13 protein-coding genes and 1 tRNA gene are annotated in these 17,056 nt (G+C 74.2%); 4 read left to right on the top strand and 10 right to left on the bottom strand.

The window, feature by feature from the left end:
• Positions 1-2,736: an FtsX-like permease family protein gene (locus AC6I72_RS20735; protein WP_498002601.1), complete on the top strand. Its 2,736-nt coding sequence runs from the start codon at positions 1-3 to the stop codon at positions 2,734-2,736.
• Between the two features lie 445 nt (positions 2,737-3,181).
• Positions 3,182-4,141 carry an ABC transporter ATP-binding protein gene (locus tag AC6I72_RS20730; protein ID WP_498002600.1) on the top strand — a complete coding sequence of 320 codons (960 nt, stop codon included), beginning with the start codon at positions 3,182-3,184 and terminating at the stop codon, positions 4,139-4,141.
• A 166-nt stretch (positions 4,142-4,307) separates the two neighbouring features.
• Here AC6I72_RS20730 and AC6I72_RS20725 read toward each other — a convergent pair whose 3' ends face one another.
• From AC6I72_RS20725 to AC6I72_RS20710, 4 genes are all read right to left on the bottom strand, one after another.
• Positions 4,308-5,003, bottom strand: coding sequence for a DUF8185 domain-containing protein (locus tag AC6I72_RS20725; protein WP_498002598.1), 696 nt, complete (start codon positions 5,001-5,003; stop codon positions 4,308-4,310).
• Positions 5,000-5,413, bottom strand: coding sequence for an acyl-CoA thioesterase (locus AC6I72_RS20720; RefSeq protein ID WP_037859742.1), 414 nt, complete (start codon positions 5,411-5,413; stop codon positions 5,000-5,002). Before AC6I72_RS20720 ends, AC6I72_RS20725 begins: the two co-directional genes overlap by 4 nt.
• Positions 5,414-5,421: 8 nt before the next feature.
• A complete protein-coding gene (gene ettA, locus AC6I72_RS20715) occupies positions 5,422-7,086 on the bottom strand; it encodes an energy-dependent translational throttle protein EttA (RefSeq protein ID WP_037859740.1) in 1,665 nt (554 codons plus the stop codon).
• A 483-nt stretch (positions 7,087-7,569) separates the two neighbouring features.
• Positions 7,570-7,758, bottom strand: a complete 189-nt coding sequence (locus AC6I72_RS20710; RefSeq protein WP_498002596.1) for a hypothetical protein — start codon at positions 7,756-7,758, stop codon at positions 7,570-7,572.
• 224 nt (positions 7,759-7,982) lie between these two features.
• On the opposite strand from AC6I72_RS20710, the gene AC6I72_RS20705 reads away from it, so the two are divergent.
• Entirely contained in the window at positions 7,983-8,267 is a 285-nt protein-coding gene (locus AC6I72_RS20705) for a hypothetical protein (RefSeq protein WP_498002594.1), read from the top strand.
• Positions 8,268-8,382: 115 nt separating this feature from the next.
• On the opposite strand, the gene AC6I72_RS20700 is transcribed toward AC6I72_RS20705, so the two are convergent.
• From AC6I72_RS20700 to AC6I72_RS20685, 4 genes are all read right to left on the bottom strand, one after another.
• Complete coding sequence (locus AC6I72_RS20700) at positions 8,383-9,798, bottom strand: Cys-Gln thioester bond-forming surface protein (RefSeq protein WP_498002593.1); 1,416 nt, start codon at positions 9,796-9,798, stop codon at positions 8,383-8,385.
• A gap of 332 nt (positions 9,799-10,130) precedes the next feature.
• Positions 10,131-10,634: a single-stranded DNA-binding protein gene (locus tag AC6I72_RS20695; RefSeq protein ID WP_498002591.1), complete on the bottom strand. Its 504-nt coding sequence runs from the start codon at positions 10,632-10,634 to the stop codon at positions 10,131-10,133.
• A 328-nt stretch (positions 10,635-10,962) separates the two neighbouring features.
• Positions 10,963-13,239, bottom strand: a complete 2,277-nt coding sequence (locus AC6I72_RS20690) for a GTPase (protein ID WP_498002590.1) — start codon at positions 13,237-13,239, stop codon at positions 10,963-10,965.
• Between the two features lie 3 nt (positions 13,240-13,242).
• Positions 13,243-14,874 carry a dynamin family protein gene (locus AC6I72_RS20685; protein WP_498002588.1) on the bottom strand — a complete coding sequence of 544 codons (1,632 nt, stop codon included), beginning with the start codon at positions 14,872-14,874 and terminating at the stop codon, positions 13,243-13,245.
• Positions 14,875-15,198: 324 nt separating this feature from the next.
• Between AC6I72_RS20685 and AC6I72_RS20680 the strand changes: the two genes are divergently transcribed.
• Positions 15,199-15,271 (top strand) — tRNA-Arg (locus AC6I72_RS20680).
• A 155-nt stretch (positions 15,272-15,426) separates the two neighbouring features.
• Here the strand turns inward: AC6I72_RS20680 and AC6I72_RS20675 are convergent.
• Positions 15,427-15,918 (bottom strand): STAS domain-containing protein, encoded by a 492-nt coding sequence (locus AC6I72_RS20675; RefSeq protein WP_498002587.1) that lies wholly within the window; start codon positions 15,916-15,918, stop codon positions 15,427-15,429.
• Positions 15,919-16,058: 140 nt separating this feature from the next.
• Positions 16,059-16,823 carry an IclR family transcriptional regulator gene (locus AC6I72_RS20670; RefSeq protein WP_498002586.1) on the bottom strand — a complete coding sequence of 255 codons (765 nt, stop codon included), beginning with the start codon at positions 16,821-16,823 and terminating at the stop codon, positions 16,059-16,061.
• Positions 16,824-17,056: the final 233 nt, after the last annotated feature.

Raw genomic sequence — 17,056 nt, 5'->3', positions numbered from 1 at the left:
GTGAACACCGTCGCTCCGGCCTGGGTCCGGGTACGGCTGCGCACCGCGCCGGGCGCCGCCGCCGCCCTCGCCCTGCTCGTCGCGCTGACCGCGTGCCTGGCCGCCGCCTTCCCGCGCGCCCTGGACCACTACGAGGACGCGGGCCTGGGCCGGGCCGTCGAGCAGGCGACACCGAAACGCACCACGCTGACGGTGAGCGCCCCGCAGCCCGGCCTCCAGCTCCCGGCCGCCGAGCGGGAACGGGCGCTGCTGCCGCAGGCCCTCGGGCGCCAGTTCGCAGGGATCGTCGACGCCGTCCCCGGACCGCTCCCCGTCGACCGCGACCAGTCGTCGTACGGCGTGCAGAACACCGTCGACCTGGAAGTGCCGGACGCGTGGATCCCACGGCCCAACGGCATCCCGGCGCAGATCCGCCTCCTCGCGCAGAACGGACTCGCCGCGCACTCCTCCGTGCGCACCGGGCGGCTGCCCCGCGCGAACGGCCCGGTCACCGCCGAGACCGCCGAGGTGGAGGCCGCGGTCACCGCCGAGACGGCCCGCAGCCTGCACATCGAGGTGGGTTCGGTCCTCCACCTGCCCGCCGTCTCCCGCGCCCCGCTCGCCGTCCGCGTCACCGGCATCGTCACGCCGCGCGTGCCCGACGGCGCCTACTGGGCGACCGAGTCGCTGCTGCGCTCCCCCGCCCTGATGCGGGTGCCCGGCAGCAACGACCCGTTGTACTACTGGCTCGGCGCCGTGCTGCTCCCGCCGGAGGCGGCCCCGGCCCTGCTGGCCACCAACGGCAAACCGGTCCGCTACTGGCAGATCGCCCCCGACGGCGGCTCCCTGCACGCCCACGACCTCGGCCGGCTGAAGTCGGCGGTCGCCACCCTGGAGGCCGGTCCGGGTCTCGGGCAGATGCGCGCGGCCACCGACCCGGCCGCGCAGGCGAGCACCGACCTCGACGACGTCCTCACCTCCTACGACCGCCTGGCCGCGGGCATCGGCCCGCTGGTCGCGGTCGCCGCGTTCGGCAGCGCGACCGTCGCCGCGGTGGTCCTGATGATGGCGGGCGGCCTGGCCGCCGACCGCCGCCGCGCCGAACTCACCCTGCTGCGTGCCCGCGGCGCCTCGCTGCGCGGCCTGACCGGACGGCTGCTGGCCGAGACCGCGGTGGTCGCCCTGCCCGCCGGGGCGCTCGGACTGGGCGCGGCGCTGGTCGCCGTCCCCGAGGGCCGCCGCCTCCCGGCGCTCCTGGCGGCCGTCGCCGTCACGGCCGTCGCCTGCCTCGCACTGCCGTTGCGCGCGGCGGCGGCGCACCGGGTGGTCCGGCTGCACGGCCCGCGCGAGGACACGGTCTCCGTACGTCCCTCCCGGCGCCGTACGGTCGCCGAGCTGACGCTGCTGGTGATCGCCGCCGCCGCGGTGGAGGCCCTGCGCCGGCGCGGGGTCTCCGGCGCCTCGGACGCCTCCGGGAACCAGCTGGTCTCGCTGGCGCCGGTGCTGGTGGGGGTGATCGCGGCCCTCGTCCTGGTCCGGCTGTACCCGCTGCCGCTGCGCTGGCTGACGGGCCCCGCCGGGCGGCTGCGCGGGGCGGTCGGTCATCTCTCCCTGGCCCGCGCGGGCCGTACGTCCGTGTCCGCGGTGCTGCCCCTGCTCGCCCTGCTGACCGCGCTGACCACCGCCGCGTTCGGCGGCTCCGTCCTGACGGGGGTGTCCGACGCGCGCGACCACGCCGCGCTCATCGCCGTCGGCGCCGACGGCCGCGTCGAGGGCACCGGGGTGCTGCCGGCCGCGCTGACCGACCGGGTGCGCAAGGTGCCCGGCGTGCGGGCGGTGACCGAGGCGGGCGTCAACTACGAGGCCAAGGCGGGCGACAACCTGACGCAGACCACCCTGGCGGCCGTGGCCCCCGCCGACTACGCGGCCCTGGCCCGCCGCACCGGACTCGGCGCGTTCCCCCCGGAGGAACTGCGGCGGCCGGCCGGCGGCCCGAAGGCGCCGCTGCCCGCGCTGGCCTCCCCGTCGGCCGCCCAGGCCTACGGCACCCGGCCCTTCCCGGTCCGGCTGGACGACGGGACCACGGTCACCGTCCGGATCGCCGTCGTCCGGGACCGGACACCGGCCGTGATCGGCACCCGCTTCCTGGTCGTGGACCGGGCCGGGCTGAGCCGCCAGGCCGCCCGCACCAGCACGCTGCTGCTGACCGGCGACCACCTGGACGCGGGCGCGCTGCGCCGGGCGGCGGGGACGTCCGTAGGAGTGCAGCTGCGCTCCGCCGAACGGGCCCGGTACGTCGACTCGCCCCTCCAGTCCGGCGCCGAGCACATCTACACGGCGGCGGTGGCGGCCGGCACCGGCTACGCGGTGCTGGCCCTGCTGCTGGCCCTGCTGCGGGCCGCGCCCGAGCGCACCGCGCTGCTCGCCCGGCTGCGCACCATGGGCCTCACCCGCGCCCAGGGCCGCCGCCTGCTCGTCCTGGAGTCCCTCCCGCAGGCGGTGCTCGCCGCGGCGGGCGGCGCGCTGACGGGCTGGGCGACCATCCGACTGCTGTCGCCCGGGATCGACCTGACGACCATCGCCCTGCCCTCCAGCGCCGCCTCGGCCGGCGGGAACGTGCTGCGCACCGACCCGCTGTCGCTGGCCCTGCCGGCGGCGGGGGTCCTGGTGCTGGCGGTCGCCGTCGCCGTCGGGCAGGCGTGGTGGACGGGCCGCAGGGGCTCCGTACGGGAACTGCGGGCGGGGGACGCGCGATGAACCCGTGCCCGACGCCCGGCCGCGCAGCCGGTCCCGCCGGCCGCCCTGGCCGTGGCAGCGACGACGGCGGCAGCGGCGCGAACCGCCACGGCCCGAACCGTGCCGGCGGTCGCGGCAGCGGGAACCGCCGTGGCCGGACCAGGGGCAGCGGCACCAGCAACTGCCTCAGCCGTAGGGCGTGTTGCGAAAGTCCCGCCTGCCCCGCGACGCCTGGCACGCGCGCTCGCCGCGTTGCCGGGACCGTCCACGTACGCCCGGTACGAGGACGACCCTCCGCCTTGCGATCACACGCACCAGACGCCGCGGGGGCCGCACTTCGGGCGGACAGCGCCACTTTCGAAACACGCCCCAGCAGCGGTCCCGGCACCAGCAACCGCCGTGGACGAGACCCTCGTAACCGCCGTAGCCGACGTAGCCGTCTCAGCCGCCGTGCAGGAGTCTTGCGATGACGACGAACCCCACCCTTGCCGACCTGGCCCGGCGCGCCACCGAGGACCGCACCCGCCCGGCCTACGGCCACGACGCCCTGATCACCTGCGACCGGCTGGTGCGCATCTTCTCCACCGACGGCGTGGAGGTGCAGGCCCTGCAGGGGCTCGACCTGCTGGTGCGCCAAGGGGAGCTGATGGCTCTGGTCGGCGCGTCCGGCAGCGGCAAGTCCACCCTCATGAACATCCTCGCCGGCCTTGACACGCCCACGGCGGGCGCGGCCCGGGTCGGGGACCACGACCTGCTCGCCATGACCGCGAAGGACCGGCTGCGCTACCGCCGCGAGGTCGTCGGTTTCGTCTGGCAGCAGACCTCCCGCAACCTGCTGCCCTATCTGACCGCCGCGCAGAACGTGGCGCTGCCCATGCAGCTGGCCGGCTCCCGCGGCCGCACCCGCCGCGCCAAGGCCGAACGCGCGCTCGAACTGCTGGAGATGCTGGAGGTCGGCGAGTGCCGCGACCGGCGCCCGCACCAGATGTCCGGCGGCCAGCAGCAGCGCGTCGCCATCGCGGTGGCCCTCGCCAACAACCCCGCCGTGCTGCTCGCCGACGAACCCACCGGTGAACTCGACTCCCACACCGGCGAGCAGGTCTTCGCCGCCTTCCGCACCGCCAACGAACGCCTGGGCACCACCATCGTCATCGTCACCCACGACCAGGCGGTGGCCACCGAGGTCCGCCGCACGGTCGCCATCCGCGACGGCCGCACCTCCACGGAGGTGCTGCGCCGCAGCGAGGTGGACGAGGCGACGGGCGACGAGCGGCTGGTCAGCCGCGAGTACGCCATGCTGGACCGCGCCGGACGCCTCCAGCTGCCGGCCGACTACACCCAGGCCCTCGGGATGCGCGACCGCGTGGCCCTGGAACTGGAACCGGACCACATCGCGGTGTGGCCGGACGACAGCGAACGGGACTGAACCGCCAGCGCGTGGCGGCACTGCCCGGCGGGCTGGGCAGGACTCCCGGCGGACTGGGCGGTACTGCCCGGCGGGCAGTGGCTGCCTGACGGCGCGAGGCCGCCAGGCCGACTGAGCGGAATCGACCGGCGGGCGGTGGCTGCCCTGCGGGCCGGGCGGCGCCGTCTCAGCGGACGCTGACGCCCAGCGTGCCGAGGCCGGCCCGCCGTACGGCTATCGACCCGTAGGGGGTGCGCAGCCGGAGCCAGGCGCCCGACGAGAACAGCGCGAGGCCGTCCGGCGCGGCGGCCGGGCCGGCGGGCGCGGCGGGTCGCAGGAAGCCGAGGGACTGCGCCGCGTGCACGGCCCGCACGGGCAGCCCGGTCTGCGCGACCGTCCGGGACCAGATCTCCCGCCCGATCCGGTCGAGTTCACCCCGGGTACGCGCCTCGGGCGCCAGTTCCCCGGTACGGGCGCGGAATTCGGCGACGGCCCCGGAGACCAGGGCGTGCAGGGCGTCGGCCGGGGGGAGCCCCGGCTCCGCCCGCCAGCCGCCGCGCGGGGGCAGCACGCCCGCCCACGGCGGCCCGGTCACCGCGGCCGGGACGGCGGCCGTGGCCGCCTCCTCGTCGACGGACTCCAGGAGTTCCCCGGCGGAGACGGTCACGTCGAGGGTGACGTCGAGCCCGTCCTCGTAGGGCTTGGCCAGAGCGACCGCGCGTACCGCCAGCACCTCGAAGGAGGCCGGCCGCCCGAACACCGCCAGGGCCGTCCCGGCCGCCTGGAGGCGGACGGCGGCGGCGCGGTCGTAGTGGAGCAGCCGGGAGAGGAAGGCGGCGAGGTCGGCCGCCTCCGTCTCGTCGGCGAGGTGGAGCACCGTCATGCGGCGACGGCCTCCTCCTCGTCCGTGTCCCGGTACTCGCGCAGGAACTCGCGCTCCTCCTCGGTGAGCCTGCGGGGCCGCTGCGCCTCGAAGTCGAACGGCACGATCACCGTGGAGGCCCGGACGTAGACCTGGTCGCCGTCCTTCACCTCGTAACCGAGGGTGAAGGAGGCGGCCCTGATCTCGGTGACCCACAGCTCGATGTCCACCGGCTCGTGCCGGTGGACGAGCTGCCGCTTGTAGTCGATCTCGTGGCGCGCCACCACGGACCCCTGCTTGAACTGCTTGTCCGGGCGGAACAGGAAGTCGATACGGGCCTCCTCCAGGTAGCGGAGGAAGACCACGTTGTTGACGTGGCCGTACGCGTCCATGTCCGCCCAGCGCAGGGGGCAGCGGTATGTGTGGCGCATCTGCCGGCTCAGCCCCGGGTCAGCTTCTTGTAGGTGGCCCGGTGCGGGCGGGCGGCGTCCGGGCCGAGCCGCTCGATCTTGTTCTTCTCGTACGACTCGAAGTTGCCCTCGAACCAGAACCACTTGGAGTCGCCCTCGTAGGCGAGGATGTGCGTCGCCACGCGGTCGAGGAACCACCGGTCGTGGGAGACGACGACGGCGCAGCCGGGGAACTCGAGCAGCGCGTTCTCCAGGCTGGAGAGGGTCTCGACGTCGAGGTCGTTGGTGGGCTCGTCGAGGAGCAGCAGGTTGCCGCCCTGCTTGAGGGTGAGCGCGAGGTTGAGGCGGTTGCGCTCACCGCCGGAGAGGACGCCGGCCGGCTTCTGCTGGTCCGGGCCCTTGAAGCCGAACGCGGAGACGTACGCCCGCGAGGGCATCTCGACCTGGCCGACGTTGATGTAGTCGAGCCCGTCGGACACGACCTCCCACAGCGTCTTCTTCGGGTCGATGTTGGCGCGGGTCTGGTCGACGTAGGAGATCTTGACGGTCTCGCCGACCTTGATGTCGCCGGTGTCCGGCGTCTCCAGGCCCTGGATCATCTTGAACAGGGTGGTCTTGCCGGCGCCGTTCGGGCCGATGACACCCACGATGCCGTTGCGCGGGAGGGTGAAGGACAGGCCGTCGACGAGGACCTTGTCGCCGAAGCCCTTGTGCAGGTCGTTCACCTCGACGACCACGTTGCCCAGGCGGGGGCCCGGCGGGATCTGGATCTCCTCGAAGTCCAGCTTGCGCATCTTGTCCGCCTCGGCGGCCATCTCCTCGTAGCGCGCCAGACGCGCCTTGGACTTGGCCTGCCGCCCCTTGGCGTTCGACCGCACCCACTCCAGCTCTTCCTTGAGCCGCTTCTGCCGCTTGGCGTCCTTCTGGCCCTCGACCTTGAGGCGGGCGGCCTTGGTCTCCAGGTACTTGGAGTAGTTGCCCTCGTAGCCGTGCAGGCGGCCGCGGTCGACCTCGCAGATCCACCCGGCGACGTTGTCCAGGAAGTACCGGTCGTGGGTGACGGCGACGACGGTGCCCTCGTACTTGGCGAGGTGCTGCTCCAGCCAGTTCACCGACTCGGCGTCGAGGTGGTTGGTGGGCTCGTCGAGCAGCAGCAGGTCGGGGGCCTCCAGCAGCAGCTTACACAGCGCCACGCGGCGCTTCTCGCCACCGGAGAGGTTGACCACGGGCCAGTCGCCGGGCGGGCAGCCCAGGGCGTCCATGGCCTGCTCCAGCTGGGCGTCGAGGTCCCAGGCGTTGGCGTGGTCCAGCTCCTCCTGGAGCTTGCCCATCTCCTCGAGCAGCGCGTCCGAGTAGTCGGTCGCCATCTGCTCGGCGATCTCGTTGAACCGGTCGAGCTTGCCCTTGACCTCGGCGACGCCCTCCTGGACGTTCTCCAGGACCGTCTTCTCCTCGTTCAGCGGGGGCTCCTGGAGCAGGATGCCGACGCTGTAACCGGGCGACAGGAACGCGTCACCGTTGGAGGGCTGCTCGAGCCCCGCCATGATCTTCAGCACGGTCGACTTACCGGCACCGTTCGGGCCGACGACGCCGATCTTGGCACCCGGAAGGAAATTCAGGGTGACGTCGTCGAGGATCACCTTGTCGCCGTGCGCCTTGCGCGCCTTGCGCATGGTGTAAATGAACTCAGCCAAGAGAAACCGTCCGGCAGCTTGAATCTGGCAGTGGGCAGATACACCCCATCTTGCCTGACCGCCACCCCTGGATGGAAACCAGTAGGGCGGCGGGGCTCTGAGCTGGGGTTCCGTGAGGCCGACGAAGGGTCGTCTGTCACTGACGATCGCCGCCCGGTGACCCCGGGTACCCTCGTACGCCCCCAGAGACGGTCCAGAAAGTCGGCTTCTCGGTGCCCGGCGACTGGCTCGCTGTGCGGGCGCCGGGCACCGGCTGACCGGCTGCTCGTCGGCGGCCGGGACTGACACCGAGGTGTAGGAATGCGCGGCGGCGGACCGGATCGAGTCGGTGAAATCGCGCAGACGCCCGCGGTGAGTGGCGGGCACGGCGATGTCCGCTGTCCCGTCGGGCCGTCCTCGGTCGCCGCGGCAGGTCTGCCGGATGCCGGGGGGGGGCGAGCGCGGCTTCCGGATGCCGGGCAGGGACGGCTCGTTTGAGTGGTCCTACCGTTTCTGCGCCCTGTAGCGCTTCATCAGCGCAGTGATCCGTGCCTGGTCCGCCGGGCCGTTCAGCTCGGCGAGGAGATCGTCGGGACACAACTCGTAGAGATCTCCCCACCATCGACGTCCTCGGTTGTCCCAGATCCGGTACCCACCCGGCACACCCCGCGCCACGTAGCGTCTCCTGCTCACGGTCCTCCCCGTCCGGGCACCGTTCCCGCCGGTGCTTCCGTATGTGCTCGCCGGCCCGGTGGCCTGACGGCTGACCCGGCACGCATCGCGGTTTCTCCGCCGCCGACCGCGCCTCGCCCCTCGCTGCCGCTCACCCCCGACCGCCCACGGGCACCCTCACCCGGTCCGGGGGCCGCCGGGAAGCCCCGGTGTCCGGTCACGCGGCGGCATGGCATCGTCGCGCCATGACAGCAGCGGAAGCACAGGCCGGCCTACGGCACCTGCTCAACGAGTGGGACCCGATCGGCGTGGTCGATCTCGGACAGGACGAGGATCCTGTCCAGGACGAATACGACTGCCTCATCCCCCCGCTCCTTGAGCGTCTGAGGCGTGGAGCCGACCGGACGGAGCTGCGGACGTTCCTGTCCCACGAGCTGACGGACCACTTCGGCCTGAGCCGCCCCTACGACGTCGACGGCATGGCTGCCCGCCTCATCACCTGGTGGTCGTCGGCACCTCCCCAGGTCTGACGCGCGCCGGCCACGGAGCCGGTGGCCCGGCTCCTCGGTACGGCGCCGGGCCGCCCGGCGCTCTCTGCCGGCTTGGAAAGGTGCCTGGCCGTGGAGGCCGGTGCGGGCGGGTTCGTCAGTGGCCGGTGGACTTCTTCTTGCGGACGATGCTCAGGGCGGTGGCGCCGAGGACCAGGAGGCTGAGGCCGACGGCGGCGATCAGGGGGGTCGTGTCGGTGCCGCCGGTCTCGGCCAGGTTCGTGCCGTCGGGGACCGCGCCCGCCTTGGCCGGCGCCGGGACGGGTTCGCCGAGCGTCTGGGTCTTCGTGCCGATCGCGGCGCCCTGCGTCTTGCAGTCGAGGACGCCGGTGAAGCGCTGTCCCCGGCCGTCCGGGCCGGTGAGCGTGAAGTCGTAGGCCTGGTCCTCCTGCAGCGGGACCGCGATCGTACGGGTCCTGCCCGCGGGGACGCTGTGGCCGGTGCCCATCAGCTCGAAGGTGTACGGCTGGTCGCCCTTGTTCGTCACCTTGATGTCCAGGGCGCCCTCGGCGCAGTCCTTCTGCGCCGACAGGGCCGGTATGGCGCCCTTGTCGGCCCAGGTGGCGACGGCGGTCGCGGAGACCGTCGACTCGCTGGAACCGGCCAGGATCTGCGTCTGGCTGCGGCTGTCGGAGGTGAAGGCGCGGCCGACCGGCACGGTGGTGGACGCCTGGACGGTCAGCTCCGCCGAGCCCGCCGCGTCGCCCGGTGCCGGGGAGGCGCCGTCGGCTCCGGCGGCGGAAGTCCTCGGCACGTCGAAGTAGAGCCTGCTGCCGTTCTTCGCCGAGGTGACCGGCTTGCCGTTCTTGCCGACGATCCGCACGCCGCCGGCGTCCACCGGGGGCACCACCGTCACGCTGCTCGCGTCGGTGCGGACGGTCACCGGGCCCAGCCGCCGCCCGGGGTGGCCGGAGACGGCGGGCGGGTCGAGGCTGAGCGAGGCCTTCGGCTCGGCCTGGTCGCGCGCGCTGCTGTGCAGGTAGTCCGCGAGTTTCTCGGCCCGGGCGTCGACGGCGTCCACGTGCGCGCCGTCGGAGTAGCGCCAGATCGCCACCTGGGTGCCCGTCGCCGCGTCCTGCTCGGTGAGGTTCTTGACCCCTGCCTTCGCGGCGAGTGCCGCCAGGTCGTTCACCTGGGGGTAGGAGTGGTTCAGGATCCAGCGGATCTTCCCGGCGTTCTTGTTCGCGCCGAGCGAGGTGCCGCTCCAGGGCGTCTCCTGGTACTTGGCGTCCTTCTGCGTGGGGTTGTGGATGTCGACGCAGTACGTCTGCAGCATGCCGCCGCCGTCCACGGCCATTTCGAACAGCCCCGCGGAGATCTGGTGGTCACCGCCCTCGTCGTGCAGGACGGCGGCGCCGTACGTCTTCAGGCCGCTCATGGTGGCGGTGGCCCCGCCCTGGCTCTGCGGCCTCCCGTCGGCGGCGGCCGGGCCGGCGGCGGCCAGGACACCGGCGGCGACGAGTCCGGACGTCAGGGCCACGGCGGCGAGACCGGCCGCCCGTCGCCCGCGCACGGACCGCGCGGAGTACGAAGCACACACAGAATTCCCCTTCGAGCAGGACCCGTTCATGTGGGGGTGCGGTCCCACCAGCAGAATCTCCAAGCCCAGAGAGCTACCTCGGCATCCTATGGACCCCTCACTCCGGCACTTGCTGTCAGGTCGTCAGGTGGCTGATCCGAATCGGAATCGTTATCGCCGCCCGCCGCCCCGGTGAACAGCCGGTATCGACAAATCCGTCCCGACCTGCTTTGTCGGGCGGGTGCCGCAACGGCGGTGGGCGCGCGGGGCGATGGGGAGGCGCGGGGCGGCCGGCCGCGGAGCCCCGGACCGGCCGCCCCGCGTCGTCACGTCACCGCGGCCGGTGCGCGCTCCGGCCGGGCCGCCTGCTCCGCCGGTGGTCCGGCCGGGGCCGGCCCCGGGGTCTCCCAGGACGGTTCGGGCTGCGCCGGGTCATGGGGTGCCGGGGCGCCGGCCGTGCCGGGCTCCGGCCTGCCCGTGGTCCGCCGGAACGCCGCCGTCCCCCGCGCCAGGTCGTGCCCGATCGCCACGGCGTCGATGTCGGCCGATGTGCGGCTGGTGCCGTCGCGGGTCTCCGTACGCACCTTCAGCCGGCCCTGCACGAGCACGGGGTCGCCCACGTTCAGCGACGCCATCGCGTTCGTGGCGAGCTGGCGGTTGGCCCAGACCGTGAAGAAGTTGGTGTGCCCGTCGGTCCAGGCGCTCTTCTCCCGGTCCCAGTAGCGCGAGGTGACCGCCAGCCGGAAGCGCGCCGACGCGCCCGACGCCGGCTCCCGGTACACCGGCTGCGTCGCCACGTTCCCGACCACGCAGACCGTCGTCTCGTTCATCGTCTTCCCCTCCCTCGCCCGGCCCGTCCGACCGGGCGGACACGCGTACGGGCCCGTCCCGTACGGCTGCGTCTGCCGCGCCGACCGCGTCCGTCGCGATCGCCGCGGCACCAGACTGCCGCCGCCGGGACGGGCCCGCAGAGACCTGTGGACCACCGCCCGCCTGTGGACAACTCCCTCACCCGGACAGGTGAAAGGCCCTGCCCGGGCTGTCCGGGCGGTGGCTCACGCTCCCCGCCCGCGAGCCCCCACCGCCTGTCTCGGCCTCACCCGTCGGCCTCACCCGTCTGCCTGACCTCTCGGCCTCACCGCGCACGGCGCCCCCGCCTCACCGCGCCCCCGGCACCACTCCCGCGGCCACTCCCGCCCCGGTCACCCGGGAGTACTGCTCGCGCACCTCCCGGTAGCGCAGGAGTTCCGCCGCCACCGGATCCAGTACCCGGGCCCGCCCGCACCCCCCGGCCGCCTCCCGCAACCGGCGCTCCGCCTCCTGCCCGTACCGTCTGGCCGGGCCGCGGGCCGCGATACGGCAGCTCCACTCCACGAGCGGCCCGCCGACGATCCCGGCGATCATCAGCAGCACCGGCACACCGAGGTTCGGCGACAGGACACCGGCGATCTGGCCGACCAGCCACAGACCGCCGACGACCTGGAGGATCGTCATCGACGCCTGGGCCAGGACGGCGGCCGGCCACCAGCCCGGCCGGGGCGGCCGGCCCGGGGGCAGTCCGGCCCGCGCCGCCAGTTCGTCCAGTGCCTCGGGCAGTCCCTGGGCCCCGCGCACCGCGGCCTCGCGGACCGCCTGCGCCCACGGCGCCGGGAGCCCGGCCGCCGCCCGTTCGGCCACCGTGCGCACGGCCTGTTCGACGCGCTGGCGCGCCGTGGCCTCCTCGTCCGGCTGCGCACGCACCGGCAGCCGCCCGGTGGGGGGTTCGCGCCGGTCCTGGTACCAGCGCCACAGCCGCAGCCACGGGGTGCCGCACGCCCGGCCCGCGTTGCGCAGCCAGGCGCGTTCGGCCGCCTCGCCCGCCGCGGTGGCGCCCACCGCGTCCGCGAGGCGGGCCGCGAACTCCTCCCGCGCCTCCTCGCTGAGCCCGGCCCGCCGCCCGGTGGCGTACACGGGCCGCAGGTGGGCCGCCGCCGCGTCGACGTCGGCGGCGATGCGCCGGGCCGCGGCACCCCGTTCGGCCACGAACTGGCCGAGCGATTCCCTCAGTTCGCCGATGCCGTCGCCGGTGAGCGCGGAGAGCGCGAGGACGGTCGCGCCCGGTTCGCCGTACTCGCCGAGGGCGATGCCGTCCTCGTCGAGCAGCCGCCGCAGGTCGTCGAGGACCTGGTCGGCGGCCTCGCCAGGCAGCCGGTCGATCTGGTTGAGGACGACGAACATGACCTCGGCGTGGCCCGCCAGGGGACGCAGGTAGCGCTCGTGCAGGACGGCGTCCGCGTACTTCTCCGGATCGACCACCCAGATGACCGCGTCGACCAGCCCGAGGATGCGGTCCACGTGCTCCCTGTGCTGCACGGCGGCCGAGTCGTGGTCGGGCAGGTCGACCAGGACGAGCCCGCGCAGCTGCGGATCGGCGTCGGGGCCCTGGACGGGGCGTCTGCGCAGCCGGCCGGGGATGCCGAGCCGGTCGATGAGGCTGGCCGCGCCGTCGCTCCAGCTGCACGCGATGGGTGCGGCGGTGGTCGGCCGGCGGACGCCGGTCTCCGAGATCGGCACGCCCGCGAGGGCGTTGAACAGCTGCGACTTGCCGCTGCCGGTGGCGCCCGCGATGGCGACGACGGTGTGCTGTCCGGACAGCCGGCGGCGCGCGGCCGCCTCGTCGAGGACCCGTCCCGCTTCGGCGAGGGTGCGGTTGTCCAAGCGGGTGCGGGACAGGCCGACGAGTTCGCGCAGCGCGTCCAGCCGCGACCTCAGCGGTCCGTCGTAGGCCAGCGGGGGCACGGGCAGCGGCCGGGCGGGGCGCGGCTCGACGGGGACGAGGTCGGCGGCGCTCGTGCCGGTCTCGGTGACGCGGCGGGCGATGAGACCGTCGTCCCAGGCGCCGTCGGCTCCGGTACGGCCCGGTGCGTCGTCGTCCTTCACGCGCGCGTGCCGGTCGGGTCGCTCCGCGGACCGGTCGGCGTACCGGTCCGCGTGGCCCGCCGGGTGCCCGTCCCCCCGCACCTCCGCGTGTCCGGGCGAGTACCCGCCCTCGCGCCGTTCCGCATACCCGTGCGCGGCCCCGCCCTCCCGCCCGTCCGCGTACCGGATGCCGGGTGTGCCGGCCTCTCGCGTCCCGGGTCCGTCGGCGTGCTTGAGGAGTGCGGCACCCGGCGCCGGCGCACCGCCCCTGCCGTCCCCGGCCCCTCTGAGACCTCTCCCGTCTCGGTCGTCCCCGCCGCCCCTCCGCTCGCCCGCGTCTCTCATGACGTTGCCGTCCACCCTGTCCGAGCCCTCCGCTCTCTCGCGGGAGCCCTGGAAGCGCCCGGGGGCCGGGCTCCCCGCGTCCCGCATCCCGTGTCCGTCGGCGGAGACCGTGCCCTCCGTGTGGTCCGCGCGCTCCGTACGTGCGGTGCGTTCGGTGTGTTCCGTTCGGTCCTGGTCAGTGACGGCGGTCACCGGTCACCTCTCCTTCAGCAGTACGGACAGCGCGGCGATGAGTTCGGCCTGCGGCTCGGGATGCACCTCCAGGGCGTCGAGCGGGGCCAGCCGGCGCTCCCGTTCGGCGTGCATCACCCGGTCCAGGTAGTCGGCGAGCAGCCGCCCGGCGCGGTCGCGCAGCCGCAGGGCGCCGTGCGCGCCGATCCGCTCGGCGAGCCCCTCGCCCGCGGCCCGCCCCCGGCGGCCCCCCAGCAGCCCGGTGGCGGCCAGCGCGGCGACGACCTCGGGGTCCGGTGCGACGCTGCGGTCCAGTTCGCGCACCTCGTCCTCGGCGTACTCCTCCAGCTCCCGCCGCCAGCGCCGTACGGCCAGTCCGATGCGGTGCTCCGCGCTCTCGGCGGCGGGGGGGTGGTCGGCCAGGCCCGGTGCGGCCGCGGCCGGTTCGCGCCGCCAGGCGTCGTCGATGCGCTCGTCGGCGGCGGTCACCGCGCACAGCAGCAGGGCGCCGAGGCTCTCCACGAGCGCGTCGAGCAGTTCGCCCGCGGTGCAGTCCAGCGGGTAGGCGCGCCAGCGTTTGAGGGCGTCCCCGGCGAGCACGGCGCCCGCCTGGAGCCGGCCCCGCAGTCGGGCGTACTCGCCGTCGTAGGCGCTGTCCACGGCGGAGATGAGCCGCAGGGCGGCCGAGTGCTGTGCGGCGGCGGCGCCGGCCAGCTCCGGCATCCGGGACTTGAGCGAGTCGAGCAGGCCGTGGGCGGTGCGGGCCATCGCGTACTGGCGGGCCGCGGGATCCTGGGCCTGGTGGACGAGCCAGGTGCGCAGCGGTGCCACGGCGGTGGCGGGCAGCAGTCCGCCGCCCCAGGCCGACTCGGGCAGTTCGGGCACCGTGAACCGGGGCACGTCGCCGAGCCCGGCCTTGGCGAGCAGGGCCCCGTACTGCCGGGAGACCTCGGAGACGACCTGGTGCGGCACCCGGTCCAGCACGGTCACGAGGGTGGCGTCGTACTCCTTGGCGGTGCGCAGCAGGTGCCAGGGGACGGCGTCCGCGTAGCGCGCGGCCGTGGTGACCATGACCCAGATGTCGGCGGCGCAGATCAGCTCGGCGGCCAGGGCCCGGTTCTCGGCGATCAGGGAGTCGATGTCCGGCGCGTCGAGCAGGGCGAGTCCGGGGGGCACGGTCTCCACCGTCTCGACGCGCAGCACGCGCGCGGGTTCGTCCTCGGGTCCCGGCGGCTCCGGCAGTTCGTCGACGACCGGTCCGGCTCCGGGGTCCTGGCGGGGCACCCACACGCGCGCGAGGTCGGGCAGGACGCGCATGCCGCTGAACCAGTGGTGGTCCTCCGGATGACACACCAGTACGGGGGTCCTGGTCATCGGCCGCAGGACTCCCGCCTCGCTGACCCGTCTCCCGACAAGGGAGTTGACGAGTGTGGACTTGCCCGCCCCGGTGGATCCTCCGACGACGGCCAGCAGCGGCGCGTCGGGCTCCTTGAGCCGGGGCACCAGGTAGTCGTCGAGCTGGGCGAGCAGTTCGTCGCGGTTGGACCGCGCGCGGGGGGCGCCCGGGAGGGGCAGCGGGAAGCGTGCGGCGGCGACGCGGTCGCGCAGGGCGGAGAGTGCTTCGAGCAGCTGAGGCCGTACGTCCAAGGTCACCACATGTGAAGAATGCCCAATTTTAGGGGAATTCTGAAGCATATGAGCATGTCTGCGCGCCGACGGAACACAAGGGATGGAACGGACGAGTGGGACGAGGGCGCGGTCCAGGCATAACGAGTGCACAACACCCGGTGCCGGAGGCACCAAAAGCGGTGCACGATTCGTACCTGCCTGCGATTATCAGGACCGCTTCACTGAACCTCCACATCGAGCCACGGAGGCGAAGCAGCAGGGGCAAGGACGCGGGAGCCCTATCCTTGTCCCCGGCGACGTCACGGGACGGCCCGCACCGGGGCGGCACCACGACAGAGGCCACCACACCAGGCCCCCGTAGCTCAGTGGATAGAGCAGGCGCCTTCTAAGCGCTTGGCCGCAGGTTCGAGTCCTGCCGGGGGCGCTCCGCTCTTGCGGTGCTCACGCCCTCCCTCCGGGAGGGCGTTCTTGCTGCTCGGCAGCACAGTAGCGAGTGCGGCGTAGCACCGGCGTAAGCGCGCGCCGCACCGCCGGGGGAACGTCCGGAACTCACCCCTGGGTGGCACGGCCGGGCCGCGTTCAGGGGCGGTGGTGCGGCCAGCCGGCCAGGCCGCTGCCCTCGGGGGCGCGGCGCGTCGCCTCGGCGACGGAGGCGTGGAAGGCGTAGACGGCGTGCAGGCCGCCGGTCTTGAACACCTTGAGGATGCGCGGATCACCGCAGGCGAGGACCAGGGAGCCCGCCTGCGCGCGCAGGCGCTTGGTGAGCGCCACGATCAGGCCCAGGCCCATCGAGTCCAGGAACGTCACCCGGCACAGGTCCAGGACGACGTGCCGGTGCCCCTCGTCGATGAGCCGGACGACGGCCTCCCGGATCCCGGGCGACGAGCAGACGTCGACCTCGCCGGTCACGGTGACGACGGTCCACCCGTTGTCCGCGCGCCGCGCGAGGACGCCGTCCTCCACGGGGCGCCGGCCGGCGCCGCCCTCCGGGGCGGGCCGGGCGACGCCGTCCTGGGCGGTGGACCGATCGAGGATGCCGTTCTCCGGGGTGGGCTGTGGGACCGTCCGCACTCTTCGCTCTCCGCCTCTCTCGCCGTCCTCCATGACGCGCGCCACCCATTCAGCACATGCGGGAGATGTCGTGCATGCCGTGTATGTGGCGCTTCATCCAGTAGACGGTTTCCGCTCCCCGCGCCACAAGAGTGCGATTTTCAGATGGTGAGCGAGAGTCCTCTCGTCACCCGGTCCGCCGCCGCGAGCAGCCGCTCGCCCGCCCTCTCGATCGCGCGCGCCCGGTCACCGTCCGCGCGCAGGGAGACACCGAGCGAGCCCAGCGTGTCGCCCCGGAACACGGGGACGGCGACGCAGACGGTCCCGAGGGAGTACTCCTCCAGGTCGGTGACCGCCGGCGCGCCGGGGGATGCGTCCAGCCGCCGCAGCAGCTCCGTGCGGTGGGTGATCGTCCGGGGCGTGAGGTCCTCCAGGCGGTGCCGCGAGAGGTACTCCTGGCGTGCCTCGTCGTCCAGCTCGCGCAGGACGCACTTGCCCAGCGCGGTGGCGTGGCCGGCGTCCTCGAACCCCACCCACAGCTCGGCGCGCGGGGCGCGGGGCCCGTCGACGATCTCCGCCACGCGGATCTCACCGTCCTCGTAGAACGTGAGGTAGGCGGCGGCCGACAGGTCGTCCCGCAGGGATCCCAGCGTCGGGCGGATCCGGGTGAGCCGTGTCTGCGCGCCGCCGGCGTCGTGCAGGGCGTCCAGCCGCTCGCCGAGGACGAAGGAGCCGTCCTCCAGTTTGCGCACGTAGCCGTCGTGCACCAGCGTCCGCAGCAGGTGGTACGTGGTGGCCAGGGCCAGGCCCGTCTCCCGCGCCAGCTGCTTGGCCGGCGCGCCGCCCTCATGGGCCCCGACCGCCTCCATCAGCCGGAACGCCCGCTGCACGGAGGCGATCAGTGTGGGGCCTTCCTGCGCTCCCATACCTCCACCGTGCGGGTGACGGACGCGCTCGGCAAACGCACGCCAGGACGGCCGCGGGCGGAAGGCGAGCCCGTGACGGACCGGGAAACCGGGGGCCGTGCCTGCCCCGGCCGGCCCTATGACCACGGCCAGGGGCCGGCCGGGACGCGGCACCCGGAGCGGGCGGCGGCCAGGTGGTCACCGCCCGCTCCCGGAGGGCCGGCGGTCCGCTGGTCACCGCCCGGCCCGGACCG

The sequence above is a fragment of the Streptomyces sp. Xyl84 genome (genome assembly GCF_059731885.1).
This window is presented reverse-complemented; position numbering and strand designations above follow the sequence as displayed.